General features: G+C 57.7%; 27 protein-coding genes. 15 read left to right on the top strand and 12 right to left on the bottom strand.

Features of this window, described 5'->3' with window-relative positions:
* Positions 1 to 31 precede the first annotated feature (31 nt).
* From JHC09_RS13410 to JHC09_RS13400, 3 genes are all read left to right on the top strand, one after another.
* Positions 32 to 1,111 carry an SAM-dependent methyltransferase gene (locus JHC09_RS13410; RefSeq protein WP_349236551.1) on the top strand — a complete coding sequence of 360 codons (1,080 nt, stop codon included), beginning with the start codon at positions 32 to 34 and terminating at the stop codon, positions 1,109 to 1,111.
* Positions 1,108 to 1,872 carry a peptidoglycan editing factor PgeF gene (gene pgeF, locus JHC09_RS13405; RefSeq protein WP_199532319.1) on the top strand — a complete coding sequence of 255 codons (765 nt, stop codon included), beginning with the start codon at positions 1,108 to 1,110 and terminating at the stop codon, positions 1,870 to 1,872. The genes JHC09_RS13410 and pgeF overlap by 4 nt, the downstream gene beginning before the upstream one ends.
* A 115-nt stretch (positions 1,873 to 1,987) precedes the next feature.
* Positions 1,988 to 2,920 carry a ribose-phosphate pyrophosphokinase gene (locus tag JHC09_RS13400; RefSeq protein WP_199532318.1) on the top strand — a complete coding sequence of 311 codons (933 nt, stop codon included), beginning with the start codon at positions 1,988 to 1,990 and terminating at the stop codon, positions 2,918 to 2,920.
* Between the two features lie 72 nt (positions 2,921 to 2,992).
* Here JHC09_RS13400 and JHC09_RS13395 read toward each other — a convergent pair whose 3' ends face one another.
* Complete coding sequence (locus JHC09_RS13395; protein ID WP_199532317.1) at positions 2,993 to 3,424, bottom strand: hypothetical protein; 432 nt, start codon at positions 3,422 to 3,424, stop codon at positions 2,993 to 2,995.
* A gap of 241 nt (positions 3,425 to 3,665) precedes the next feature.
* On the opposite strand from JHC09_RS13395, the gene JHC09_RS13390 reads away from it, so the two are divergent.
* Entirely contained in the window at positions 3,666 to 4,265 is a 600-nt protein-coding gene (locus JHC09_RS13390; RefSeq protein ID WP_199532316.1) for a 50S ribosomal protein L25/general stress protein Ctc, read from the top strand.
* A 72-nt stretch (positions 4,266 to 4,337) separates the two neighbouring features.
* On the top strand, positions 4,338 to 5,069 hold the full coding sequence (pth, locus tag JHC09_RS13385; RefSeq protein WP_199532315.1) for an aminoacyl-tRNA hydrolase: 732 nt from the start codon (positions 4,338 to 4,340) through the stop codon (positions 5,067 to 5,069).
* 310 nt (positions 5,070 to 5,379) lie between these two features.
* Here pth and JHC09_RS13380 read toward each other — a convergent pair whose 3' ends face one another.
* The 3 genes from JHC09_RS13380 to ychF all read right to left on the bottom strand — a co-directional run bounded on the left by JHC09_RS13380 (position 5,380) and on the right by ychF (position 9,625).
* A complete protein-coding gene (locus JHC09_RS13380) occupies positions 5,380 to 6,726 on the bottom strand; it encodes an alpha-glucosidase/alpha-galactosidase (RefSeq protein ID WP_199532314.1) in 1,347 nt (448 codons plus the stop codon).
* A 172-nt stretch (positions 6,727 to 6,898) separates the two neighbouring features.
* A complete protein-coding gene (locus JHC09_RS13375; protein WP_199532313.1) occupies positions 6,899 to 8,374 on the bottom strand; it encodes a multicopper oxidase family protein in 1,476 nt (491 codons plus the stop codon).
* Positions 8,375 to 8,527: 153 nt separating this feature from the next.
* Positions 8,528 to 9,625 (bottom strand): redox-regulated ATPase YchF, encoded by a 1,098-nt coding sequence (ychF, locus tag JHC09_RS13370; protein WP_169195656.1) that lies wholly within the window; start codon positions 9,623 to 9,625, stop codon positions 8,528 to 8,530.
* Positions 9,626 to 9,821: 196 nt separating this feature from the next.
* On the opposite strand from ychF, the gene JHC09_RS13365 reads away from it, so the two are divergent.
* The 6 genes from JHC09_RS13365 to JHC09_RS13340 all read left to right on the top strand — a co-directional run bounded on the left by JHC09_RS13365 (position 9,822) and on the right by JHC09_RS13340 (position 13,504).
* A complete protein-coding gene (locus JHC09_RS13365; protein ID WP_182394182.1) occupies positions 9,822 to 10,301 on the top strand; it encodes a MaoC family dehydratase in 480 nt (159 codons plus the stop codon).
* Positions 10,298 to 10,855, top strand: a complete 558-nt coding sequence (locus JHC09_RS13360) for a MaoC family dehydratase (protein WP_182394183.1) — start codon at positions 10,298 to 10,300, stop codon at positions 10,853 to 10,855. Before JHC09_RS13365 ends, JHC09_RS13360 begins: the two co-directional genes overlap by 4 nt.
* Positions 10,856 to 10,886: 31 nt before the next feature.
* Positions 10,887 to 11,231: a hypothetical protein gene (locus JHC09_RS13355; RefSeq protein ID WP_182394184.1), complete on the top strand. Its 345-nt coding sequence runs from the start codon at positions 10,887 to 10,889 to the stop codon at positions 11,229 to 11,231.
* Between the two features lie 228 nt (positions 11,232 to 11,459).
* Entirely contained in the window at positions 11,460 to 12,479 is a 1,020-nt protein-coding gene (locus JHC09_RS13350) for a TerC family protein (protein ID WP_199532312.1), read from the top strand.
* A 171-nt stretch (positions 12,480 to 12,650) separates the two neighbouring features.
* Positions 12,651 to 13,043, top strand: a complete 393-nt coding sequence (locus JHC09_RS13345) for a VOC family protein (RefSeq protein WP_199532311.1) — start codon at positions 12,651 to 12,653, stop codon at positions 13,041 to 13,043.
* A 62-nt stretch (positions 13,044 to 13,105) separates the two neighbouring features.
* Positions 13,106 to 13,504, top strand: a complete 399-nt coding sequence (locus tag JHC09_RS13340) for a GFA family protein (protein WP_199532310.1) — start codon at positions 13,106 to 13,108, stop codon at positions 13,502 to 13,504.
* A 55-nt stretch (positions 13,505 to 13,559) separates the two neighbouring features.
* Here the strand turns inward: JHC09_RS13340 and JHC09_RS13335 are convergent, their stop codons facing one another.
* The 5 genes from JHC09_RS13335 to petA all read right to left on the bottom strand — a co-directional run bounded on the left by JHC09_RS13335 (position 13,560) and on the right by petA (position 17,125).
* Positions 13,560 to 14,093, bottom strand: coding sequence for an adenine phosphoribosyltransferase (locus JHC09_RS13335; protein WP_169195663.1), 534 nt, complete (start codon positions 14,091 to 14,093; stop codon positions 13,560 to 13,562).
* 28 nt (positions 14,094 to 14,121) lie between these two features.
* A complete protein-coding gene (locus JHC09_RS13330) occupies positions 14,122 to 14,316 on the bottom strand; it encodes a hypothetical protein (RefSeq protein WP_169195664.1) in 195 nt (64 codons plus the stop codon).
* Positions 14,317 to 14,471: 155 nt separating this feature from the next.
* A complete protein-coding gene (locus JHC09_RS13325; RefSeq protein WP_199532309.1) occupies positions 14,472 to 15,314 on the bottom strand; it encodes a cytochrome c1 in 843 nt (280 codons plus the stop codon).
* 14 nt (positions 15,315 to 15,328) lie between these two features.
* Positions 15,329 to 16,582, bottom strand: coding sequence for a cytochrome b N-terminal domain-containing protein (locus tag JHC09_RS13320; protein WP_169195666.1), 1,254 nt, complete (start codon positions 16,580 to 16,582; stop codon positions 15,329 to 15,331).
* A 15-nt stretch (positions 16,583 to 16,597) separates the two neighbouring features.
* Positions 16,598 to 17,125: a ubiquinol-cytochrome c reductase iron-sulfur subunit gene (petA, locus tag JHC09_RS13315; protein WP_169195667.1), complete on the bottom strand. Its 528-nt coding sequence runs from the start codon at positions 17,123 to 17,125 to the stop codon at positions 16,598 to 16,600.
* Here petA and JHC09_RS17200 point away from each other — a divergent pair.
* The 4 genes from JHC09_RS17200 (at position 17,105) to JHC09_RS13295 (ending at position 20,231) form a co-directional block, all read left to right on the top strand.
* A complete protein-coding gene (locus JHC09_RS17200; RefSeq protein WP_349236550.1) occupies positions 17,105 to 17,833 on the top strand; it encodes a tRNA (cytidine(34)-2'-O)-methyltransferase in 729 nt (242 codons plus the stop codon). The two genes, petA and JHC09_RS17200, sit on opposite strands and share 21 nt — an antisense overlap.
* A 74-nt stretch (positions 17,834 to 17,907) precedes the next feature.
* Entirely contained in the window at positions 17,908 to 18,780 is an 873-nt protein-coding gene (gene hemF / locus JHC09_RS13305) for an oxygen-dependent coproporphyrinogen oxidase (RefSeq protein ID WP_248309022.1), read from the top strand.
* 65 nt (positions 18,781 to 18,845) lie between these two features.
* Complete coding sequence (locus JHC09_RS13300) at positions 18,846 to 19,979, top strand: AAA family ATPase (protein ID WP_199532306.1); 1,134 nt, start codon at positions 18,846 to 18,848, stop codon at positions 19,977 to 19,979.
* A gap of 66 nt (positions 19,980 to 20,045) precedes the next feature.
* Positions 20,046 to 20,231, top strand: coding sequence for a DUF1059 domain-containing protein (locus tag JHC09_RS13295; protein ID WP_169195670.1), 186 nt, complete (start codon positions 20,046 to 20,048; stop codon positions 20,229 to 20,231).
* Here the strand turns inward: JHC09_RS13295 and JHC09_RS13290 are convergent.
* Genes JHC09_RS13290 through JHC09_RS13280 form a run of 3 tightly spaced genes read right to left on the bottom strand, consistent with a single transcriptional unit; the run spans position 20,228 to position 22,606 of the window.
* Positions 20,228 to 21,391: a CCA tRNA nucleotidyltransferase gene (locus tag JHC09_RS13290; protein ID WP_199532305.1), complete on the bottom strand. Its 1,164-nt coding sequence runs from the start codon at positions 21,389 to 21,391 to the stop codon at positions 20,228 to 20,230. The genes JHC09_RS13295 and JHC09_RS13290 overlap by 4 nt on opposite strands.
* A complete protein-coding gene (locus JHC09_RS13285) occupies positions 21,388 to 22,011 on the bottom strand; it encodes a CoA pyrophosphatase (RefSeq protein ID WP_199532304.1) in 624 nt (207 codons plus the stop codon). The genes JHC09_RS13290 and JHC09_RS13285 overlap by 4 nt, the downstream gene beginning before the upstream one ends.
* A 46-nt stretch (positions 22,012 to 22,057) precedes the next feature.
* Positions 22,058 to 22,606, bottom strand: coding sequence for an N-acetyltransferase (locus JHC09_RS13280; RefSeq protein ID WP_169195673.1), 549 nt, complete (start codon positions 22,604 to 22,606; stop codon positions 22,058 to 22,060).
* Positions 22,607 to 22,822: the final 216 nt, after the last annotated feature.

The following is a 22,822-nucleotide window of genomic DNA, read 5'->3' as shown; positions in this document are numbered from 1 at the left end:
CTCTTTCTCTAGTGCAAGTGAGACGTTCAACGTGAACCAAGCCCCCACGCTTGAGCAGCAGATCGAATTCCAGATCCGCACCTCCGGTCCCATGTCGGTCGCGACGTACATGGGGCTTTGCCTCACGCACCCGAGCAAAGGCTATTACAAAAACCAAGACCCATTCGGCGCTAAGGGCGACTTCATCACCGCGCCGGAAATCTCGCAGATGTTCGGCGAGCTGATTGGCTTCTGGGTGGTCAATCTCTGGCAGCAGATGAATGAGCCCAAGGCGTTCACCCTGCTCGAACTCGGGCCCGGTCGCGGCACGCTGATGAGCGACGTCTTGCGCGTGGCTTGCCGCGCCCCCGGTTTCCGAGATGCGCTAGACCTGCGCCTTTTTGAAACCAGCCCAGCCCTTGTGGCCGAGCAAAAAGCGCGCCTCGAAGCATACGATCCCAAATGGCTCGAGAACTTTGAAGATGTCGGTTCCGGCCCGATCATCATGCTCGCCAATGAATTTTTTGACGCCCTGCCGATCCGTCAGTTCGTCCGCAAGGAAAACGGCTGGCACGAGCGTCAAATCGGGCTTGATGGCGATAAGCGCGTCTTCGGCCTCTCGCCCACTCCCATTCCGCCCATGTCCATGCCGCCCGGCGTGGCCGACGCCGCGATCGATGAAATCCTCGAATTCTGCTTCGGTGGCGCGCAGCTCATGAGCCGGTTGAGCCAGCTGGTGAGCCGTCAGGGCGGCGCTATGCTCGTCATCGACTATGGCTACGCCCGCACCCAAACTGGTGAAACCCTGCAGGGTGTTCGCCGCCATGCCTATGCCGACGTGCTTGAAGCGCCCGGCGAAGTCGACCTCTCCGCCCACGTCGATTTTGAGGCGCTGGCCAGCGTTGCGCGCCAGTCTGGCCTCGCGGTCCAACCGCTCCAGACCCAAGGCGGTTTCCTCACCGACATGGGCATTAGCCACCGTGCGGCGGCCCTTGCCGGGGCCAACCCCAATCTCGCCCCAGACATTCGCGCCGCCGAGCAGCGCCTCGTCGGTGCCGATCAAATGGGTGAGTTGTTCAAAGTTCTCTGCGCCCACAGCCCCGGCCTGCAACCGTCAGGTTTCGGCGCATGACCCTGTCGGCAGAACACTCTCCTTCCCTTGCGTCCATGGATTGGCTCCGTCACGGCTTTTTCGGTCGCCAAGGCGGCGTCTCAATCGCCCCTTACGACAGCCTAAACGTCGGCCTCGCCGTTGACGACAGCGAAGCCAGTGTTCAGGCCAACCGCCAAGCTATCGCGGATACATTGGGTGGTGCTCCGCTGATCGTTCTCAAGCAGACTCATTCCACCCATGTCGAGACCATCACCGCGCCCCTAACGGGCGTGGTCGAGGGCGACGCCATGATTACCGCCACCCCCGGATTGCTTCTCGGCATTCAAACCGCGGACTGCACGCCGATCCTTTTCGCCGACCATCAAGCGCACATCATCGGTGCCGCTCACGCTGGTTGGCGCGGTGCCGTTGATGGCATTATCGGCAATACCATCGCTGCTATGGTTAAGCTTGGTGCGGATCCTGAGCACATTGTTGCGGCATACGGCCCCACCATTTGGGCGCAAAACTACGAAGTTGGCGACCAATTCCAGGCCGATTTCCTAGCCCTTCATCCCACTGGCGACGACCTGTTTTTCACCCCAACTGGCGGAAAAGCCCACTTCGACCTCCCCGGATTTGTGCAGGCACAGCTAAGGGATGCAGGGGTTTCCACCATCGAACAAGTGGGCGGCTGTACCTACGACAACCCAGACCGCTATTTCTCCCATCGCCTCTCGACCCATCAATCGCGCAAGACCGGTCGGCAAATGTCCGTAATTAGCATCTCTCTGCGATAATTTAACGACACTGGCCAAAAGTGTAGTTGTGAGTCCGAAGTTCTGCCGCTAAAGCTGCCCACGAAACTGGTTGGCCCCTGCTCCCGTGGGGCCGGTTGAGACAGGATCGCACCTCATGAAACTGGTGACTGGCAATTCCAATCGTCCATTAGCGGAAGCTGTGGCGAGCTACCTTGAGCTGCCGCTGACCGATTGCACGGTCAAGCGCTTTGCCGACAAGGAAGTCTATGTAGAAGTGCATGAGAATGTGCGCGGTGAAGACGTCTTCATCCTACAGTCGACAAGCTACCCGACCAATGACAACTTGATGGAACTGCTGATCGTGATCGATGCTCTGCGTCGCTCGTCAGCCCGTCGTATCACCGCCGTTATCCCTTATTACGGCTACGCCCGTCAGGACCGTAAATCAGCACCACGTACGCCGATTTCGGCAAAGCTGGTTGCCAACCTCATCACCGAGGCTGGTGCAAACCGCGTCCTAACGCTCGACCTGCATGCCTCGCAGATTCAGGGCTTCTTCGATATCCCAACCGACAACCTCACCGCAGCTCCGGTGATGGTGCGCGATATCAAGGATCACTACGACGTCAGCAATGTGATGATCGTGTCACCAGACGTTGGCGGCGTGGTTCGTGCACGTAATGTGGCGAGCCGCATTGGCGTGAACCTCGCCATCGTCGACAAGCGCCGTCCCCGCGCTGGCGTGTCCGAAGTGATGAACATCATCGGCGACGTATCGGGCAAGACCTGCATTCTCATCGACGATATCGTCGATTCTGGCGGCACGCTGGTGAATGCTGCTGAAGCTCTGCTCAACGCGGGAGCCAAGGAAGTCTCCGCCTACATCACACACGGCGTATTGTCCGGCGAAGCTGACAAGCGTATCGCCGCTTCCAAGCTCAAAGAACTGGTCATCACCGACTCGATATTTGACCCGCACAACAGCAAGGCCGCGGCCAATATTCGCCGCATGAACATCGCTCCGCTCCTCGGCGAAGCGATTGCCCGCACCGCCAGCGAACAGTCGGTTTCGAGCCTCTTCGACTAAGATTTGAGCCCTTTTCGGTCTCTGTAAAGCCTTCAGACCACCAGCATGGTCTGAAGGCTTTTTCTTGCGCTCTTACGAGTTACGCAGCTCGATCGTGCCCGCTTTGGCAGCCGCACGACAATCGGTCGCGTCGTGCATGATGTCGTCCTGAATCAAAGCTGTTTCGGTCATGCCGCTGCCGCTAAAGCGCATGTCATCGCACTCACCGTCATTGGCGAACTCGCCCTCGTCGTCGCCAAAATCAATCTTGCCGTCTTCCGCCACGCCCAGAAGTGAAATCTTGCCGGCGTCAAACGCGCTCTGACAGTCGGTGGCATCAGCCAGCAGATCCTCGCTGAGCAGATCGGTTGCCGTCATGCCAGCGCCAGTGAATCGTGGATCGTCGCACTCGCCATCATTAGCGTAGCTGCCACTGTCATCGCCGAAGTCGACTTGGCTCTGCGCCATCGCCGGAGTGACAGCCGCGCAAAGAACCACCGCGCACGCCAAAACTATTGATTTCATTGAACAATCCCGAGATAAATACAAACAGGGCAGACCCTATCTTCGGGATGTGAACCTATCAAATCACATATGCCGCCCACCGGCGATTTCACCCGGCCAAGAGGCCCGCAAAACCACTATATTTCTTGCTCCCCGCCCCCCTTTGCGCTATAGCCGCCCCCATGAAGCGCTCGTCACCCCTGGAGGACGGGCGCGTATGGTGTTGTGTAACACCGTACACCAACCGGAATGGATGATTTCCATGGCCAATAAAGTGCTCAAGGCACAGGCGCGCGACGGAGTGGGCAAGGGGGCAGCTCGCGAAGCACGTCGTCAGGGACTTGTTCCTGCAGTTATCTACGGTGACAAGAAGGCTCCTGTCACTGTTTCCGTCTCGTTCAAGGACGCCTACAAGGCGATCTACGCAGGCGGCTTCAAGTCCCACATCCTCGACCTCGACGTTGACGGCACCATCCACCAGGTAATCCCACGCGATTACCAGCTGGACGTTGTTCGCGATATGCCACTGCACATCGACTTCCTGCGCGTTTCGGCTAAGTCGCTGATCAACGTTGAAGTTGCTGTTAAGTTCATCAACGAAGAAAAGGCTCCAGGCCTCAAGAAGGGTGGCGTTCTGAACATCGTTCGTCACGCTGTTGAACTGACCGTTCTCGCTCACAAGATCCCAGAAGAAATCACCGTTGATCTCGCTGGCCTCGAAGTTGGTGACTCGGTGCACATCTCGGCCGTTAAGCTGCCAGCTGGCGCGACCCCAACCATCACCGACCGTGACTTCACCATCGCAACCATCGCAGCTCCATCGGCTGTTGGCGGCGAAGAAGAAGAAGCTACTGCTGAATAAGCAGAGCTCTCACGCTCATGATTTTCTGAGGCGGCCTTGCGGCCGCCTCAGTCATTTGTAAGGTTTGGTTTCATGAAACTGCTCGTTGGTCTGGGCAACCCCGGCGCTCAATACTCTGGCAACCGCCACAATATCGGCTTCATGGCGATTGACGCCATTGCCCGCACTTATGGCATTTCCGCGTGGAAAACCAAGCACTCGGGCCAATATGCCGAAGGCAATGTCGGCGGCGAGCGCGTGCTCCTCCTCAAGCCTCAAACCTTCATGAACAAGTCCGGCGACAGCGTGCAGCAGATCGCCAAGTTCTTCAAAATTCCCGTCAGCGACGTCTACGTCTTCTACGACGAGCTCGATCTCGCGCCGGGCAAAGTCCGCGTCAAAACCGGTGGCGGCAATGGCGGCCATAACGGCCTACGCTCTATCGACCCGCAGATCGGCCTCGACTACAAGCGCATCCGTCTCGGCATCGGCCATCCCGGCAAGGAGAACGTCACGCACCACGTTCTCGGCGACTTCGCCAAAGCCGACAAAACCTGGCTCGAGCCGCTGCTCGATGAGCTGGCCCGTCAGACCCCACTGCTCCTCAACGGCGACGACGCTGGCTTCATGAACAAGCTCGCCCTCGCCCTCAAGCCCGAAGAGCCAGCCAAAGAAGCCAAGCCGAAGAAACCGTCGGCAGAAGCGTCTGAGGCACCCAAAGGCCAAAGCCACATCCGCCAAGCCCGCCCAGCGGTGTCCAAGGTCGAATTCCCCAAATCCGGCCCCATGGCCGACATGCTCAAAAAGCTTTTAGGCGGCGAATAACCGCCCTTACCACCTCCCTTTGTGGAGCGAATTGAGGGTGACCACTGCTTTCATCTGAGGCTTAGAGACATCCTCCGTCTCAGTCTTCCTCCCTCCCCCTTGTGGGGCTTCGGCGCGTACCGCAGGTCAGATTGCTCCAGTGGAGCAATCTGAGCAGAGAAGGCATGAGACCTATGGTCGAATGGCGCTTGAGGGTGGGGCTCTTCAGTTCGGTGCGTCCTCAGCCCAAATCTCCCCACACACTTGATGCCATCCCTCCCCCGGTTCCGGGGGAGGTTAGGTGGGGGCAACGGGGCCTTAGCGCTGAGCCTTACCCCCGCGCCCACTCCGGCAACATCTCCCCGTGCGCCTTGAGCAGATCATCGACCAGCGACCAGATCTGGTCGAGGTCGAGTTCCGCCGCCGTGTGCGGATCAAGCATAGCCGCGTGATAGATATGCTCACGCTTCTCTTCGATCAGCGCCCGCACGGTGAGCTCCTGCACGTTGATATTGGTGCGCATCAGCGCCGCCAGCTGTGGCGGCAATTCCCCGATATAGGTTGGCTGAATGCCATTGCTATCGACCAGACACGGCACTTCCACTGCGGCTTGGTTCGGCAGCGAGGTGATCACCCCATTGTTGCGCAGGTTGCCGTAGATCACCGAGGGCTCGCCGGTCCAAACCGAGTTAACAATCGAGGATGCATATTCATGCGAAGCCTTCACGCTGATCGTGTCGGCATTGCGATACTGCTCGGACGTCTTCTTCCAATTCTCGATCTGCTCAATGCAGCGCTTTGGATATTCATCCAGCGGAATGCCGAATTTTTCGATCAGATCGTCGCGCCCGTCCTTGATGAAATACGGGGTGTATTCGGCAAAGTGCTCGGAGCTTTCGGTGACGAAGTAGCCGAGGCGCTTCATCATCTCATAGCGCACCTTATTCGGGCAGCGCGGGTTCCAACCGGGCTTAGGCGCACGACCCTCAGCATAGGCGCGGTGCAGCTCCGGATAGAGGTCCTTATACGACCCATCCGGCTGACGATGCTCAAACTTGAGATAGAAGGCCATGTGGTTGATACCGGCCGAGCGGTAGCGGATTTCCTCGTATGGAATGTCGAGGTCATGGGCCAGCTCATGCGCCGTGCCCTGCACCGAATGGCACAGGCCAACCTGCTTGATCTTGGGAAATTTCTCCGCAATCGCCCAGGTGTTGATCGCCATCGGGTTCACATATTGCAGCATCACCGCCTCAGGCGCGACCTGCATCATGTCTTCGCAAATGCTCCAGAGATGCGGCACCGTACGAATGCCGCGCATGATCCCGCCAACGCCCAGGGTGTCGGCAATCGTGTGGCGCAGGCCATATTTCTTGGGCACATCAAAATCGATCACCGTCGATGGCTCAAAGCCACCGATCTGGAAGCAGACGACGACGAAATTGGTCCCCGTCAACGCCTCGCGCTGGTTCGAGTAGGTCGTCACACTCGCTGGCACACCCAGCGTTTTGACCAGCTTCCCGGCGATAATCGCGCTTTCCTCAAGACGCGTCGGATTAATGTCCATCAAGCGAATTTGCGCACCGGCAAGGGCCGGACGCTGCAAAATATCGCCAACGATATTCTTCATGAACACGGACGAGCCAGCGCCGATGAACGTGATGATAGGATTAGCCATTTAGAAAATGCTCCGATAGCGGCCAGGCCGGCCCGCGGCTCCTCCCGCCGCTTTAGTCCATGCTAGCGCGACCGCATCGACTTGCAATCCGGGATTAAAAGCGAATATTCCGGCTTTCTAAGCTTTACCCATGAGACGCAAAAAAGGCGGGATCGCTCCCGCCCTGCCGATTTTATCCAACGACCTCAACAATGCCCATCATGCCGTGGTCTTCGTGGAAGAGCAGATGGCAATGGTAGACATACTTGCCGGTAAAATCGAGGAAGCGATGACGAATGGTCAGCGACCCGTTCGGCGGAATGCCGCGCGTATCTTCGAACGATAGAACCTCATCAACGGGCTCGCCATTCACCGCCACGACTTGGAAGTCGTTGGTGTGAATGTGGAACGGATGCCATTCGGGCGAGTCGTTGACCAACTCCCACTCCTCGAAGGCCCCGAGCGGAACCGTCTGATCAACGCGGTTCATATCGACCTGACGACCGTCTATTGTGAACTTGGTACCACCTGGTAGCCCGCGGACAACGCCGAAGCGGATCTCGCGGCGCTTATCGACAGGCTTGCCCCTAAAATCCTCGTCTAGCGGGATCAGCGTGGTCGGGATCACGTGATCTGTGACCGGATCATCCTCTCCTTCCACCACCAGCGTCGCCAGCAGCTCATCAGCCTCATACTGACGCGGCGCGCCGTACCAGAGCATTTTGCGCAGCTCAAACGCGCCGTTGAACATATAGCCCTGCACCAAAACATCAGCGCGCGTGCCCGGCTCAATAAGGAGGCTGCTGTGTTCCACGACACGGGTCATGGCGTTACCGTCCTTGGAGATCTGGTAGAGCAAATGCCCTTCCAACCCGATCATCAGGAATGCCTCAGCTGTCGCGTTCACCAAGCGCCAGCGCTGCACCTCGCCCGCACGAATGCGCAGGGTGGGGTTGATCTGACCGTTTATCGTCACGGTCTGCTTATGCTTATCCTTGTCTTCGATCGGAACCATGGTGTTGGTTTCATCGAACTGGCACGACTGAATAACCAGCAGCTGATCGACGCGATCATTGATCCCCTCAAGATCATCAAGACCGCCTTCAATAATCAGCGCCCCCGCCAAACCGCCAGACACCTGCGGATAGGTCAGCCCATGGACATGGGGGTGATACCAATAGGTCCCAGGCATGTGATCTTCGGGAATCTTGATTTCATAATCAAAGGTCTCTCCCGGCTGGATCACCAGCATGACATTGTCGCTATTGCCCGATGGCGACACATGCAGACCGTGCGTATGTAAATTCGTGACATCGGGCAGATCATTGGTCAGCTTGATCTTGATCGTATCCCCTGGCTTCGCCACCAGCGTCGGGCCCGGATAAGACCCGTCGTAGGTCATAGCGACGGCACGTTCGCCGTCGATCTCGGTTGGCCCATAGGCCATACGCAAACTGGTTTCGAGCACACCGTTTTCCGAACGACGCACCTCCGGCAAGCGCAGGTCATCGCCTGTCGCCGCCACGATGGAGCGAGCGATTGGCCGTTCCTGAGCAAACACCTCAACCTCACCGTGATGGTGCTGCGCCAAAGCTGACGTCGTGACAGACGCAGCCGCCAAAGCACCACCTGATGCCAGCAGCTTCCGTCGGCTCAGAGAAATGGCCATTCAAAACACCCCGAGTTAATTATCACGAACACGTTACAGGATTTTTCCTCATTCGTTCACCCACAATCGAGGAGTAAAATGCGTAACGAAAAGCCGAAAACAAAAGGGGCCGCCGCAGCGACCCCTTCTCAATCTTGCAAAAATTCAAAACCCTTAGGTGTTGAACTTGAACAACATCACGTCGCCGTCCTTGACGACATATTCCTTGCCTTCGTCGCGAGCCTTGCCCGCTTCCTTGGCGCCAGATTCACCGCCAAGCGCGATGTAATCTTCGTAGCCAATGGTCTGCGCGCGAATAAAGCCGCGTTCAAAGTCCGAGTGAATAACGCCAGCCGCAGCCGGAGCCTTGTCACCCTTATGGATGGTCCAGGCGCGTGTTTCCTTAGGACCAACGGTGAAGTAGGTCTGCAGCCCCAACAGGTCGTAGGCTTCGCGGATCAGACGGTTCAAGCCGGCTTCCGAAAGGCCGAGGCCTTCAAGATATTCTGCCTGTTCTTCGTCTGGAAGCTGCGCCAACTGGCTTTCGATTTCAGCCGAGATGATGACAACGCCTGCGCCATTGGCAGCAGCATAGTCTTCAACCAGCTTGCTCATCGCATTGCCCTTGTCGGCCGAACCTTCGTCTACGTTGCAGACGTAGAGAACGGGCTTGGACGTCAGCAGCTGCAGCTCCTGGAAAGCCTTTTCTTCTTCAGCATCGCGCTTAACAAAGCGAGCCGACTTGCCTTCGCGCAGGACAACCAGCGCGCGATCGATCAGATCGAGCGTGACCTTGGCGTCCTTGTCATTGCCCTTGGCCTTCTTTTCTACGCCAGCGCGGCGCTTCTCAAGGCTTTCAAGGTCAGCGAGCATCAACTCGGTTTCGACAACTTCGGCGTCCGCTAGCGGGTCAACCTTATTGGCGACGTGGATGATGTTGCCGTCTTCAAAGCAACGCAGCACATAAGCAATCGCGTCACACTCACGAATGTTCGCGAGGAACTGGTTGCCCAGCCCTTCACCCTTGGATGCGCCCTTCACGAGGCCCGCGATATCCACGAAGCTCATGCGTGCTGGCAATACATTGATGGACTTGCCGATTTCGGCAAGCTTGTGCAGACGCACGTCCGGAACCGGCACATCACCGACGTTCGGCTCGATCGTGCAGAAAGGGAAGTTTGCAGCAGCTGCTGCGGCGGTGCGCGTAAGCGCGTTAAACAGCGTCGACTTGCCCACATTCGGCAGACCGACGATACCCATTTTGAAGCCCATTGGGATCTCCGGAAATCATTGGGTTCCAATTGGGTCGGATTGCCCCAGAAGTCAATGCGTCGGGGTGTACTCCCTGCCTGCCAAGGCCCATCACAGTGCTGAAAATGATCTCAGTGAAGCAAGTCCACCCCCAAACACCTTGCCCGTGCCCCGCACCCTATGGCAGAAGAAAATAATTGACGTATAGGGAAAGCAAATGACCAATCCAGTCATAGCTAATCGTCTCCATTTTGAAGACCTGCGCCTCGGCGAAACTATTGCGCTCGCCCCCTCGACGCTGACACGCGAGATGATCACGACTTTCGCCGCAGAGTTTGATCCTCTGCCTTTCCATTTGGATGAAGAAGCAGCTCGCCAGAGCCTACTCGGAGGCCTCGCCTCTAGCGGCTGGCAGACGGGCGCACTGAGCCTTCGCGCCCTTGTCGACGCATTCCTCTCCAAAATCGCGTCGGCTGGCGGCCTCGGCTTTTCAGACCTGAAGTGGAAGGCCCCGGTCATGGTCAATGACACTATCTCAGGCACTGTCACGATAGCCGAGCTGCGCCGGTCGCAGTCACACCCCCATTGGGGCATTGTCACCCTTGATTTCGACATTCGAAATCAAAAGAACAAGCAGGTCATGACCATGCGCCTCGCCAATCTGGTTGAGTGCCGCAATCCGGAGGTCGCGGCATGACGCGCTGGTTTGAAGAGATCAATCTGAACGAAGACTTCCCGATGGGAAGCCACACATTCACTCAAGACGAGATCGTGCGGTTCGCCTCGCTCTACGATCCGCAGTATTTCCATACCGACGCCGAAGAGGCCAAGCACAGCCATTTTGGCGGCATCATCGCCTCCGGCTGGCACACTGCATCCGTCGGCCAGCGGCTCATGGTCGATGCGCTCTTTGCCGAAGAAAAGCGCCTGCTCGATGCCGGCCAGTCGCCGGGTGTCTCGGGTCCCTCCCCCGGCATTAGTTCTATGCAATACACCACGCCGGTTCGCCCCGGAGACACCATCACCTATTCGATGTACGTCAAATCCAAGCGCGTCTCCAACTCGCTTCCGGGCTGGGGCGTGCTCATCACCCATGTGTCGAGCACCAACCAGAATGGCGAAGCCGTCTATTCGGCAGAACTCGTCAGCTTCTCGAAATTGCGCGACTACAAGATGCCCCTCAAGCTCAAATTGCTCCTTGGCCTTGCCAAAGTTCCTCTGCTCAAGAGTTTGATCAAGCGCGGGTCTTGAAAGACAGAGGTCGGGTCGGCACTGTGCACTTATGCGCCGATTCGCCCTTGCACTTGCTGTCACCGCCGTAACCGCAATCCCTGCCTTCGCTCAGGCCTATGAAGGCAATTGGAGCTGCAGAGACGAGACCACTGAACGCGTGGGCATTCTCACCATGTATGGTGGCGTCTACGGTTGGGCGGGCCGAACCATGGGCGACACGCGCTCCGGCACTGGCACGATTACCGCTTATCAGGACGGCGTCGGCTTTAACGATGGCAATCTGCTGGCCAATGGGTCGGTGCAAGCGGGCCGCATTACCAGCGACGAAAATTTCAATATCGCCCTGCAACTGGAAACAGCTGAAGCCGTCGTTATGTTCTGCACCGTCCGCTAATCCCGTCTGACGCCCCACAAAAGACCTCTGCGGCCGCGCTGCCACGCGTTCTCACGCCAATTGGGCACAGCATAATTCTGTGCTTTGCGCGCTGCCTCGCGGCAACACCTTGAAACTTTCCCGTTTCTGGCGCATTTTATACGAGCAGCGCCGGGCCCCTCTGGTCGTAGCTCTTGCTACGGCGATGTCGGAGCTGCTCCACCACGTTACATGGAGAAGGTCCGGCACATGGATATGTTGCTGTCCGCTTTTTCGGGCGAGTTCCTCGGTACCCCCGTTTACTTCTGGGTCGCGTTTATCGCGATCGTTCTTGCTCTGCTTGTCTTCGACCTTGGCATCCTTCACAAGGATGAACACGAGATCGAAGCCAAAGAGAGCCTTATGCTCTATGGCTTCTACGTCATCATCGCGCTTGCGTTTGGTGCTTGGGTCTGGTTCCAGCGCGGCTCGCAAGCCGGGCTTGAGTTCTACACCGGCTATTTGATCGAGCAGTCGCTGGCGATGGACAATATGTTCGTCATCGCCACCATCTTCGGCTTCTTGGGCATCCCACGTCTCTATCAGCACCGCGTGCTGTTCTGGGGCATCTTGGGCGTGATCCTGTTCCGCGCTGTTCTGATCGGCGTTGGTGCGGCTCTGGTTCACCAGTTCAGCTGGATTCTGGCGATCTTCGGCGCCTTCCTCATCTTCACGGGCTTGAAAATGTTCAAGCACGACGACGAAGAGCCGAAAATGGAAGACAACAAGATCTACAAGTTCTTGTCGTCCCGCTTCCGCGTCACCAAGGAACTGCATGGCCGTAACTTCACCGTTAAGGCTCCAGATCCGAAGACCGGTAAGCTCGTCACCTGGCTGACCCCGCTGGCGATTGCGCTGATCATGGTTGAAATCGTCGACCTGATCTTTGCGGTCGACTCGGTTCCAGCCGTGTTCGCGGTCACCCAAGACACCTTCATTGTCTACACCTCGAACATCTTCGCGATCCTTGGCCTGCGCGCGCTCTACTTCGCTCTGGCAGCCGCAATGAACCGCTTCCGTTACCTGCAGGTATCGCTGGCCGTCATTCTGGTTCTCATCGGTATCAAGATCTGTCTGGTGCCATTCGGCATCCATATCGACACCCTGCTCTCGCTCGGCGTCACGATCTCGATCCTTGCTGCTGGCGTTTTCTACTCCCTGTGGAAGACCCGCAACGAGCCAAACATCAGCGCCGAAGACCATCCGGAAACCGGCAAGCTCGAGCCTTAATCCGCTCAGCTCTGAACAGGAAAGAGGCCCTCCGGGGCCTCTTTTTTTGGGTTCACCCGCCATAAACCAGCCTTCACAATTACGTCGGCAAGCCCCGACCTCGCCCTATTCTGTTCAAGCTCTGGCCCCATTCTGCCGTTAACCCTTCGGTAAAGAATGAGGAGAAGCGCCATGGGCGTCATCAATCAAATCGTTTTTGACTGCGAACACCCTGCCGCTCTGGCAAGGTTTTGGGCCAACGCATTGGATGGCTACGCCCTGCGCGAATATGATCAGCTGGAGTTGGTTCGGCTAGCCGTCTTTGGCCTCACCCCCGAAACCGACCCAACGGTGATGGTCGATGGCCCCGGCCCCAGCCTCTGCTTCCAAAACGTCGATGGGCAGCGTCACGATAACAATCGCGTCCACCTCGATGTGGAAGTGGCCAATCGGCAGGCGGAGGTGGATCGCCTGAAAGAGCTTGGCGCCAGTATTGATCGGGTTCTGCCCACCTATACGGTAATGCGCGACCCTGAGGGCAATCAGCTCTGCCTGATCGACAAGCGCGAATCCATCGCCGCCTAGTCCTACTGACAAGCTCTGTCAGAACCACTGGTTAGCACCCACTCATAACGAGGAGACTGACCATGGCTTTGACTGCCTCTTGCCACTGCGGCGCTATAAAATTCGAGATTGCCTCTGCCCCAAGCGAGGCACACACCTGCAACTGCAGCTATTGCCAGCGGTCGGGAGCCGTTTGGACCGGTGTAAAGCCTGAGGATTTCAAGCTGCTCTCCAACAGCGCTGAAGGCACCTACAACCCGACAGGGCTGAACGTGCATCACTTTTGCGCGGCCTGCGGCATGCAGACTTGGGGCGACAGCCCTGATTGGAGCGCAATCTACAACGACGACGGCACGCTCAAGCCGGGCGCGACCGAGGGCGTCCCTGAAACCCGCTCCATGTATTTCAATCTCAATTTGGTCGATGACTTCGACCGTACCAGCATTCCCATCACCGCCATGGATGGCCGCAACAACTGGTAGAAACGACAAAGGGGCCGAGCTAGGCTCGCCCCCTTCACATTCAGCTTAAACCGGCTCAGTGGCCTTCAAAAGCCATCAACGCGCTGACTTCAACGTTCTGTGCCGCCAACTTCGCCGCACCGCCTAGATCAGGCAGATCAATGGCAAAGGCTGCATGGTCACACGTCGCGCCCGTGCTGCGCACGAGGCTGACTGCAGCAATAGCAGTGCCGCCTGTGGCGATCAGATCGTCAACGATAAGAACCTTGTGCCCAGCGTTGAGCACGTCAGCATGGATTTCGATCGTGTCGACGCCATACTCAAGCACATAGTTCTGGCCGATGGTGGCGCCCGGCAGCTTGCCGCGCTTACGGACCGGCACAAAGCCCACGCCCATCGCGATAGCAACGCCAGCGCCAAAAATGAAACCACGCGCTTCAATACCAGCGACATGGGTAAAGCCCTGATCGCGATATTGAGCCGCGATCTGTTCAACGCTTTGACGGAACCCTTCCGGATGCTCGATCAGGGTGGTGATGTCCCGAAACAGAATCCCTTCCTTGGGATAATTCGGAATCGTACGGACGAGCGACTTCAGGTCGAGCGACATCTGCGGCCTTGAGGCTAGAATTTAAGAATTAGGTTTTGTTGCGGCCCAAAAGATGCCGCGCCAGAACGCCAGCACTATAGGCGACATTCCGGGATGTGTTGATTGCGACTTCGCGCGTTTTCGGGTTCTGAGCCACTGCCTGAATCCCCGCGCGAACCGCTGGGTGGCGGCTGACGGTGATAGCAGTAGTAACGACCGTAACGGCCAAACGGACAGCGGACATCTCAGTCCTTCTCTCAACACAGCGACTTCACGGGAATATCACCATACTTCCACCCGATGGCAAGAGCATGGCGCAAGCGTGAGCGGATTAGTTTACCCGAACCACCAAAAAGAAAGGGGCCCAACGGGCCCCTTAAATGTTCAGCGAGCGTGCACTTAATGCTCGATGCCCTTCCAGAGCTTGCGCTTGGTTGCATAAAGCAGACCGGCGAAGCCGATGAGGAAGATCAAAACCATGAAGCCGGTTTCCTTGCGGCTCACGAGGTGCGGCTCTGCAGCCCACATCATGAAGGCAGCAACGTCATGGGCGTACTGGTCCAGGGTTTCCGGAACGGTTTCACCGTTTGGACCTGACTCATACGTCACCGAACCGTCAGACAGCGGAGGCGCCATGCCAATAGCATGACCAGGGAACACGTCGTTGTACGACTTGCCATCTGGGAGCTCAAAGCCTTCTGGAGCTTCGTCGCGGTAGCCGGTCAGCAGACCATAGATATAATCAGCGCCGCCTTCCTGGTAGCCAGTGAAGTAGTTGAAGATCCAGGTCGGGAACTCGTCCTTGACGCCGCGAGCCTTTGCCAGCACCGAGAAGTCAGGCGGGAAAGAACCGCCCATCGCTTCGGCTGCTTCAGCGTCGCTCGCAAATGGGCTCGGCCAACGATCAGCTGGAACAGCTGGGCGAACGCCACCTTCTGCGGTTGAATCAGCGACTTCGTACTCAGCAGCAAGTGCCTTGACCTGTTCTTCCGAGAAGGACGGGCCATTCTCTTCCGAAAGGTTACGGAACGAGAGAAGACGCGCACCGTGGCAGCTCGCACAAACTTCACGATAGATTTGGAAGCCGCGCTGAAGCTGGTTCTGATCGTAAGTACCGAAAAGACCGCCGAACGACCAATTCTGGCGTTCAACATGAGCCCCTTCGCCGGCGGCGAAGGTTGGAGTCGCAGCAAGGCCTGCTGCGACTGCCATTGCGATAGCAATGGTTTTGATTTTTGACATAGGTCTCGCCTCGTTCACGAGTGTACCTTGCCGAGAACACTCTCGGAGATGCTGGTCGGCAGCGGCTTTGGCGTTTCAATCCGCGAAAGCACCGGCAGAATCACAAGGAAGTAGATGAAGTAGTACGCAGTGCAGACTTTTGCCAATGTGGTGTAGACGCCTTCTGCCGGTTGCGCACCGAGGTAAGCCAGACCGATGAAGTTGATCACGAACAGAGCGTAGAACCACTTGAACATCGGACGGAACGAACCCGAACGAACCTTGGAAGTATCGAGCCACGGCAGAACCAACAGCAGGAGCATCGAACCGCCCATGGCGATAACACCGCCAAGCTTGGAGTCGATGAACAGGATGTTGAAGTCAACCGCACGAAGAATGGTGTAGAACGGAAGCAGGTACCACTCTGGAACAATGTGAGCCGGCGTTACCTGGCTATTCGCCATGATGTAGTTGTCGGCATGGCCCAGAATGTCCGGCGCAAAGAAGACGAACCAAGCGAAGGGGATGCAGAACAGCACCATCGCGAACAGGTCTTTCATCGTGTAGTACGGATGGAAAGGCACGGTATCGCGTTTATCCTTCACTTCGACGCCAATTGGGTTGTTATTACCCGGTACGTGAAGCGCCCAAATGTGCAAGCCCACCACCGCAGCGATGATGAACGGCAGCAAGTAGTGCAGCGAGAAGAAGCGGTTCAGGGTTGGGTTGCCAACGGCAAATCCACCCAAAACGAGCTGCTTAATGCTTTCACCAATGCCCGGAATTGCGGTGAACACGTTAGAAATAACGGTAGCACCCCAAAAGCTCATCTGACCCCACGGCAGGATATAGCCCATAAAGGCGGTAGCCATAGTGAGGATGAAGATCAGCACACCCAGAATCCAGATGATTTCACGTGGTGCCTTATACGAGCCATAATACAGCCCACGGAAGATATGAATGTAGAGTGCGACAAAAAACATCGACGCACCCACAGCATGGGTCGCCTGAATGATGCGGCCGCCGTTGACGTCACGACGAATGTGCTCAACCGAGTCGAAAGCCATCGAGACGTTCGGGGTGTAGTGCATGGCCAGGATAATCCCGGTCACGATCTGCACGCCAAGGCACATCACGAGAATAGCGCCGAAGGTCCACCAGTAGTTGAGGTTCTTCGGAGTGGGGAAATCCATCAAGTGCTCTTTAGCGAAGCGCACGACCGGCAGGCGGTCATCGAGCCACTTCTCGACTGAGGATCCCGGAGTATAATTCGAGTGTTCAGAAGCCATCGGGTAAGTCCCCCACTAACCGATCTTAACCAGCGTATCGCTGACAAATTCATAAGGCGGCACGACGAGGTTTGTCGGCGCGGGACCCTTGCGAATGCGACCTGCGGTATCATAGTGCGAACCATGGCACGGGCAGAACCAGCCGTCGAACTCACCAGCTTCACCAACTGGTACGCAACCGAGATGCGTGCAGTTCGCAACCATAACCAGCCACTGTTCGTGACCTTCCTTGGTGCGCTGCTCATCTGTTTCCGGATCCTTCAGATCCGACAAAGGTACAGCCTTGGCTTCAGCAATTTCAGCAGCCGTACGGTGACGTACGAAAACAGGAAGACCGCGCCAGGTAATGGTTACCGACTGGCCTTCTTCGATTGCGCCTAGGTTGAATTCGATGCTGGCGAGAGCCAGTGTTGAAGCGTCCGGATTGAGCTGATTGATCAGCGGCCAGACCACGGCGGCTGCGCCAACAGCGCCAACAGCGCCCGTGGCGACGTACAAAAAGTCCCGCCGGTTCGTGGATGAATGTTCTACTTCTGTGGCCAAAGTCCGTATCCCCGTACGAATGCACCTTTGACGGAGCCGGCAGCGGCATTATCGATTATGCAAATAGGAGAATATGCAGAATCGACCGCCGTCCGCCCTCAAGCGGTCCGTCAGTTAGGGTCCTTTTTGCACTGTCACGGGCACTTGTCCAGAGTGCGACAACTGACAGCACCCTCCTGCGACACTATACCCGTGGATCATGCATGCTCCACCCTTGCGAAAGATAAACACTTAGTCATGGCCTTGGATTTAGCACTCTATCAACCTGACATTGCAGCAAATACCGGGACCCTTTTGCGCCTGGGAGCGTGCCTGGGAGTACCAGTTCACGTTATTCATCCAGCCGGCTTTGCCATCACCCAGAAAAATCTCGCAAGATCTGGAATGGATTATCTCGATCACGCCAATCTTATTGAGCACAACAGCTTTTCCGCCTTTGAAGACTGGCGGATTTCCCAAGGCAGGCGGCTGGTTTTGATGACCACCAAGTCCAGTTCATCACTTTATAAGGCGCAGTTTGTCGCTGGCGACATTTTGCTCCTTGGACGTGAAAGCGCTGGCGTGCCAGATGAGGTCGCAGAACGCGCCGACCTTCGTATCCGTATCCCCATGCGAGAAGGCCTGCGCTCTCTCAATATCGCTATCGCTGGCGCTATGGCTTTAGGAGAAGCCATCCGTCAGACTGGCAGTTACGCTGAAGACATTTGAAACTATCCGCACGGCATCCCCCCATGCTGCTAGGACCCTTTACAGTTTCCGCATAAAGGTACATGTCCCCCGCCATGACACTGCCAATCGATATCGACGACAAGAAAATCGCTGCGCAAACTTGGTTCCGCACTCTGCGAGACAAGATCGTGGCGGAGCTGGAAGCTATTGAAGCTGAGGTCACCGGACCTCATGCCGATAGGGCGCCCGGCAACTTTGAAATTTCCCCATGGGATCGCGCCGCTGGCGGCGGCGGCGAAATGGGCATGCTTCACGGCCGCGTCTTTGAAAAGGCAGGCGTGCACATCTCAACTGTGCACGGCACCTTCTCCGAAGACTTCGCCAAGCAGATGCCAGGCACCGAAGCGGGTGCGGGCTTCTGGAGCTCGGGCATTTCGCTCATCATCCACCCTTGGAACCCCCATGTTCCTGCCGTGCATATGAACACGCGCATGATCGTCACGGGCAAGCAGTGGTGGGGCGGCGGCGCCGACCTGACTCCAGTTCTCGACGTTAAGCGCACGCAGGATGATACCGACACTATCGATTTCCACGCAGCCATGAAGGCCGCCTGCGAAAACCGTCCGGGCGTTGACTACGATCGCCTCAAGGCATGGTGCGACGAGTATTTCTTCCTGCCACACCGCAATGAACATCGCGGTATCGGCGGTATTTTCTACGATCACCTCAATACTGGTGATTGGGATGCCGATTTCGAGTTCACCCGCGCTGTCGGCGAAGCCTTCCTCGACATCTATCCCAAGCTCGTTCGCCGCCATTTTGAAAAGAACTGGTCCGAAGCCGAGCGCGACGAACAGCTGGTTCGCCGTGGGCGCTATGTCGAATTCAACCTGCTCTATGATCGCGGCACGACCTTTGGCCTGAAGACCGGTGGCAATATCAATTCCATCCTCTCCTCCATGCCGCCTGCGGTAAAGTGGCCCTGATCGGCGACTGACCCAACTCAAATTTGATCATGGCGCCCTCACTCACCTTCTGATTGACTGGCGCCATGACTGTTTCTGACCTTGAGATCAAAGCCTATCGCTCGGTTCGATCGATCCGCTTTCCCCTGCGCCGCCTCACCGTGCTGACCGGCGGAAATGGCGTCGGCAAAACCAATCTCTATCGCGCCCTCGAACTCCTGCAAGCCGCGGCCAACGGCACCATTACCCACGCCATCGCCCGCGAAGGTGGACTTGGCTCCGTCCTTTGGGCGGGCGAGCGCGGGGTCAAAGACCTGCCGCGCCTCAGCCTCGAAGTCGGTCTTGAGGCCGACAACGGCTCCGACGTCATCCTGCCGCGCTACGCCGTTGAAGTCGGGTTCGGCGACAGCAAATACGAAGCCGTCTTCTCCGAAGAACCCCAGATCAAATCCGAGAGCCTGATCCTGCCCGGTCGCCGTCCCGTGACGCTGCTGGAGCGCAATCGCGCGGCCGTGTGGTATCGCGATGATAATGGCGCGCGCCGACAGCTTGATGATCCGCTCCTGCCCAGCGAAACCGCTCTCTCGTCATTGCGCGGCACCCTCCCCGAGGTCGATGCCGTTCGCCATATGCTCGCAAGCTGGCGATTCTATCACGGCTTCCGCACCGACCCAGATTCGCCGTTGCGCCGACCTTCGCTCGCCATCACCTCGCCCATGCTCGATTCTGACGGCAGCAATCTCGGCGCGGTCTTTGCGACCCTCAAACATATTCGCGGCGACACCGTCGATCTCGACGCAGCAATTGATCGAGCCTTCCCCGGTGCGCGTCTCGACATCCCGCCGCCAGACAAATACGCCAGTTTCACCATGACCTTCCCTGAGGTCCCCAACCGCCCCTTCGGCGCTGCGGAACTCTCCGATGGTACATTGCAGTTTCTCGCCCTGCTGGGTGCCCTCCTCAGCTACCGCCCCGCCCCCTTCATTGCCCTCAACGAGCCTGAAGCCTCACTCCACCCCGATCTTCTGCCCGCTCTGGCGCAAGCCATCGCCCGCGCTTCTGAGCGAACCCAAGTCTGGGTCGTCACCCACTCCCAAGCGCTCGCTCGGGCCCTTGAAGACGCAACAGGCGTGGCCCCGCGCACCGTTATCCGTCGCAAGGGCTCAACCTGGCTCGAAGGCCTTTCCGACATGGGCTTCTTCCCCGATGACGAAGATTAGCGGAACCCATACCCCGCCCACTCGTTGGGCCCGGACACGCCCAAGGTCAACCCAAGGAGTTACGTGATGAAGCGATTTGATGCTGGAACACTCATCCCAGGCGCAACCTGGCACGCAGAGGCGGAATCAGAAGCTGAAGTCGTGCGTCGCGCTGTCGAAAATCTAAAATCTTTGCACGGCGAAACGGAAGTGCGCCCCGACATGGTCGAGCGTATCAAAGAGCGGATCGTCGATGTTGGTCCCCGCGCCTAAAGCGCGAGGAGCTCATCTTTTGAAAGCGTAAAACCGCTCTCGACCCAGGCCTTCTCAAGCTTTTTAAGCCGTTGACCCATTTCCGGGCCAGCGGCAACGCCTTGCTCTATCAGGTCTTTCCCCGACACGGGCAGCGGCTGCGCGGGCAGTCGCGCCAATTCTCGCGCCGCTTCCATAAGCCGATCACGCGGCCAGTCATCAGTGCTCGCCGCAACAGCCAGCCCTTCAACCGCGTCTTCGCCAAACCGATAAGCGGCCCAGTTGGCTTGATTATGCGCCAGCAAGTCTGCGGACTCAACAATGCGTAAAGCCTTGGCATAAACCTCGCCCGAGAGCCGCCACTCGGCCTGACGCAGCGGCAGGCTATCCGCGCCCAAGAGCGCCAAGCGCGCTTCGGCGGAGCGACCGCCAAGGTCCTCATAGGTTACAAGGCTTGCAATCTGCTTTTCCGTCGCCCGGACAAGGCCAATGCCTTGCATAACCGCCAGCGTCCGCGCCACTTTTGGCTGCGCCAGCATCCGCATCATTTCTGAACCGACACGCTCGCGCGAGAGATGGTCCAAGCGCCCCGAGGCCGCGCGACAAGCAGCCAACCCCTCGGCATCAAACTGCCCGCCACCATGCGTCGTCGAAAATCGGAAGAACCGATAGACCCGCAAACCGTCCTCAGCGATTCTCGTCGCCGCATCGCCAATAAAGCGCACGCGTTGATTGTGGAGATCGCCCAACCCGCCCAGCGGATCAAACACCGTCCCATCAGCCTCCACATAGAGTGCGTTCATCGTAAAATCGCGCCGCCGAGCATCCTCCACCCAGTCCGTGCCAAATTCCACCTGCGCGTGCCGACCATCGGTCTCCACATCCTTGCGCAAGGTCGTCACTTCCACGCTCGTATCGTCGAGCCGAAGCGTCACCGTCCCGTGGTCTATGCCCGTCGGATAGGTCGCTATGCCCGCAGCTTTCGCGCGCTGCATCACGCTCACCGGCAACAGCTCGGTGGCCATATCAATATCAGTATTGGGCCGAAGCGAGCCGAGCAGGCTGTCGCGCACAATCCCACCGACCGCGCGGGTTTTCCCCTCAGCGCCGCCGAGCACCGAAAAAATGGTCTGCACAGCAGGAAGAGCGAGCCAATCCGCTTTAAGCTTGGTCGACGTCATGCAGCATCCTCATCCATCACCAAATCTCGGAATTTCCGCGTGAGATTGGCCGTTATACCCCAAATCATGTGACCATCATGGTCGATCTGCCAAGTGGTGTGTTCTTTCCCCTGCCGAGAGATTTTAAAGCGCCCATAGGTGGATCGCTTTAATATCCGCGACAGTGGCACTTCAAACACCGAATGCACTTCCCCCGGATTAGGGACAAACGGCCCACTCGGACTGACCAAAGCCACCACCGGGGTAATCAGATAATTCGTGCCCGTATAATAGGTGGGCAGATAGCCGAGAATTTTCACATCCTCCGCCCGCATTCCCACCTCTTCATTGGCCTCGCGCACCGCCGCTGCCGCCACATCGGCATCGGTCTTGTCGACCTTGCCGCCGGGAAAAGCCACCTGCCCCGAATGCGCCCGCAAATCGGGCGACCGCTCCGTATAGAGCACCGTCAACCCTTCAGGCCGCTCGACCAAAGCAATCATCACTGCCGCCTCAACGGGCGGACGGTCATAGGGTGTCAACGGCGCCCAATCGGGCACCAGCTCTCCGGCGTGTACTGGCGGAACCTGCAACAGGCGGCTGCTCAGTCGAGAAAGGAATGCTTCGTCGCGAATAGTCATAGCGCCAGATTAGGGCAGCCGAACGCAAAGAGCAGCAGAAATCTGCCTACTGACCGGTGCGGAACGCACCGATGCGGCCCGACAGGGTCTTGGCAAGGCCCTTGTCATCCGACAGCAGCAGCACGCGGCTCACATCGACCGGGCCGGGAAACTCGATATTGCCCGGAGTGGTGATTTCCCAGCCAAGCGGGCAGTAATAGTCCTGATCGCCAACCAGCAGCACAAACTTGCCCTCGCCACGCGACAGCGCCAGCTTAGACACTTCCAAAGCCAAAAGCTTACCAGCACCGCGCTTGCGGAATTTCGGGTGTGTTGCCAGCGGCCCAAGCATGTAGCCGTTCATGTCGCCAACGCTGATCGGGGTCATCCACACCGAACCGGACGGCACGCCATCGACTTCCGAAATCAGGCTCAGGCTCGGATCAATCGGGAAACGCTCACGCACCCGGAAAGCCGTCCGCGCAAAACGACCCGGACCAAAGGCCAGAGCCTGAAGGTCATCGACGAATGCATCGTCAGCCGGGGTTGCAACACGCAGGGAAAGGGTTTCGCCAGCAGGAGTCGTGATGGCAGCGGACGCAAGAGAAGCGGTCATGGGAAAATGGTCCAGTAATGTTCAGACGAGGACAGGGCCACCCGCTCGGGGCACCCGTTAAAAACGACCAACTAGGGTCGTCGGTTCATCTGAAAAACTTTCACCATCCTGGACGCCTCCACGTCTAGAATCCCGATTAGCACCGGTGTGCGGTCACGTAAACAAAAATGCGAAGTCGCGAACAGTCTTGTGTTCGCATCGCCTGTTTGTGTTCCA

It is taken from the genome of Devosia sp. MC532, assembly GCF_016461625.1.
Classification (GTDB): domain Bacteria; phylum Pseudomonadota; class Alphaproteobacteria; order Rhizobiales; family Devosiaceae; genus Devosia.
The sequence above is the reverse complement of the archived record's forward strand: the minus strand, read 5'-3'. Positions and strand labels throughout refer to the sequence as shown.

Coding starts and splice junctions, on each gene's coding strand:
- JHC09_RS13345 (WP_199532311.1), top strand. CDS start 12,651: ATGGGCGTCATCAATCAAATCGTTTTTGACTGCGAACACCCTGCCGCT.
- JHC09_RS13380 (WP_199532314.1), bottom strand. CDS start 6,726: ATGGCTAATCCTATCATCACGTTCATCGGCGCTGGCTCGTCCGTGTTC.
- JHC09_RS13375 (WP_199532313.1), bottom strand. CDS start 8,374: ATGGCCATTTCTCTGAGCCGACGGAAGCTGCTGGCATCAGGTGGTGCT.
- JHC09_RS13325 (WP_199532309.1), bottom strand. CDS start 15,314: ATGTCAAAAATCAAAACCATTGCTATCGCAATGGCAGTCGCAGCAGGC.
- pth (WP_199532315.1), top strand. CDS start 4,338: ATGAAACTGCTCGTTGGTCTGGGCAACCCCGGCGCTCAATACTCTGGC.
- JHC09_RS13330 (WP_169195664.1), bottom strand. CDS start 14,316: ATGTCCGCTGTCCGTTTGGCCGTTACGGTCGTTACTACTGCTATCACC.
- JHC09_RS13390 (WP_199532316.1), top strand. CDS start 3,666: ATGGCCAATAAAGTGCTCAAGGCACAGGCGCGCGACGGAGTGGGCAAG.
- JHC09_RS13320 (WP_169195666.1), bottom strand. CDS start 16,582: ATGGCTTCTGAACACTCGAATTATACTCCGGGATCCTCAGTCGAGAAG.
- JHC09_RS13355 (WP_182394184.1), top strand. CDS start 10,887: ATGCGCCGATTCGCCCTTGCACTTGCTGTCACCGCCGTAACCGCAATC.
- JHC09_RS13285 (WP_199532304.1), bottom strand. CDS start 22,011: ATGACTATTCGCGACGAAGCATTCCTTTCTCGACTGAGCAGCCGCCTG.
- JHC09_RS13290 (WP_199532305.1), bottom strand. CDS start 21,391: ATGACGTCGACCAAGCTTAAAGCGGATTGGCTCGCTCTTCCTGCTGTG.
- JHC09_RS13300 (WP_199532306.1), top strand. CDS start 18,846: ATGACTGTTTCTGACCTTGAGATCAAAGCCTATCGCTCGGTTCGATCG.
- JHC09_RS13340 (WP_199532310.1), top strand. CDS start 13,106: ATGGCTTTGACTGCCTCTTGCCACTGCGGCGCTATAAAATTCGAGATT.
- JHC09_RS13400 (WP_199532318.1), top strand. CDS start 1,988: ATGAAACTGGTGACTGGCAATTCCAATCGTCCATTAGCGGAAGCTGTG.
- JHC09_RS13395 (WP_199532317.1), bottom strand. CDS start 3,424: ATGAAATCAATAGTTTTGGCGTGCGCGGTGGTTCTTTGCGCGGCTGTC.
- JHC09_RS13350 (WP_199532312.1), top strand. CDS start 11,460: ATGGATATGTTGCTGTCCGCTTTTTCGGGCGAGTTCCTCGGTACCCCC.
- JHC09_RS13280 (WP_169195673.1), bottom strand. CDS start 22,606: ATGACCGCTTCTCTTGCGTCCGCTGCCATCACGACTCCTGCTGGCGAA.
- JHC09_RS13295 (WP_169195670.1), top strand. CDS start 20,046: ATGAAGCGATTTGATGCTGGAACACTCATCCCAGGCGCAACCTGGCAC.
- pgeF (WP_199532319.1), top strand. CDS start 1,108: ATGACCCTGTCGGCAGAACACTCTCCTTCCCTTGCGTCCATGGATTGG.
- hemF (WP_248309022.1), top strand. CDS start 17,908: ATGACACTGCCAATCGATATCGACGACAAGAAAATCGCTGCGCAAACT.
- JHC09_RS17200 (WP_349236550.1), top strand. CDS start 17,105: ATGTTCTACTTCTGTGGCCAAAGTCCGTATCCCCGTACGAATGCACCT.
- JHC09_RS13360 (WP_182394183.1), top strand. CDS start 10,298: ATGACGCGCTGGTTTGAAGAGATCAATCTGAACGAAGACTTCCCGATG.
- JHC09_RS13335 (WP_169195663.1), bottom strand. CDS start 14,093: ATGTCGCTCGACCTGAAGTCGCTCGTCCGTACGATTCCGAATTATCCC.
- ychF (WP_169195656.1), bottom strand. CDS start 9,625: ATGGGCTTCAAAATGGGTATCGTCGGTCTGCCGAATGTGGGCAAGTCG.
- JHC09_RS13365 (WP_182394182.1), top strand. CDS start 9,822: ATGACCAATCCAGTCATAGCTAATCGTCTCCATTTTGAAGACCTGCGC.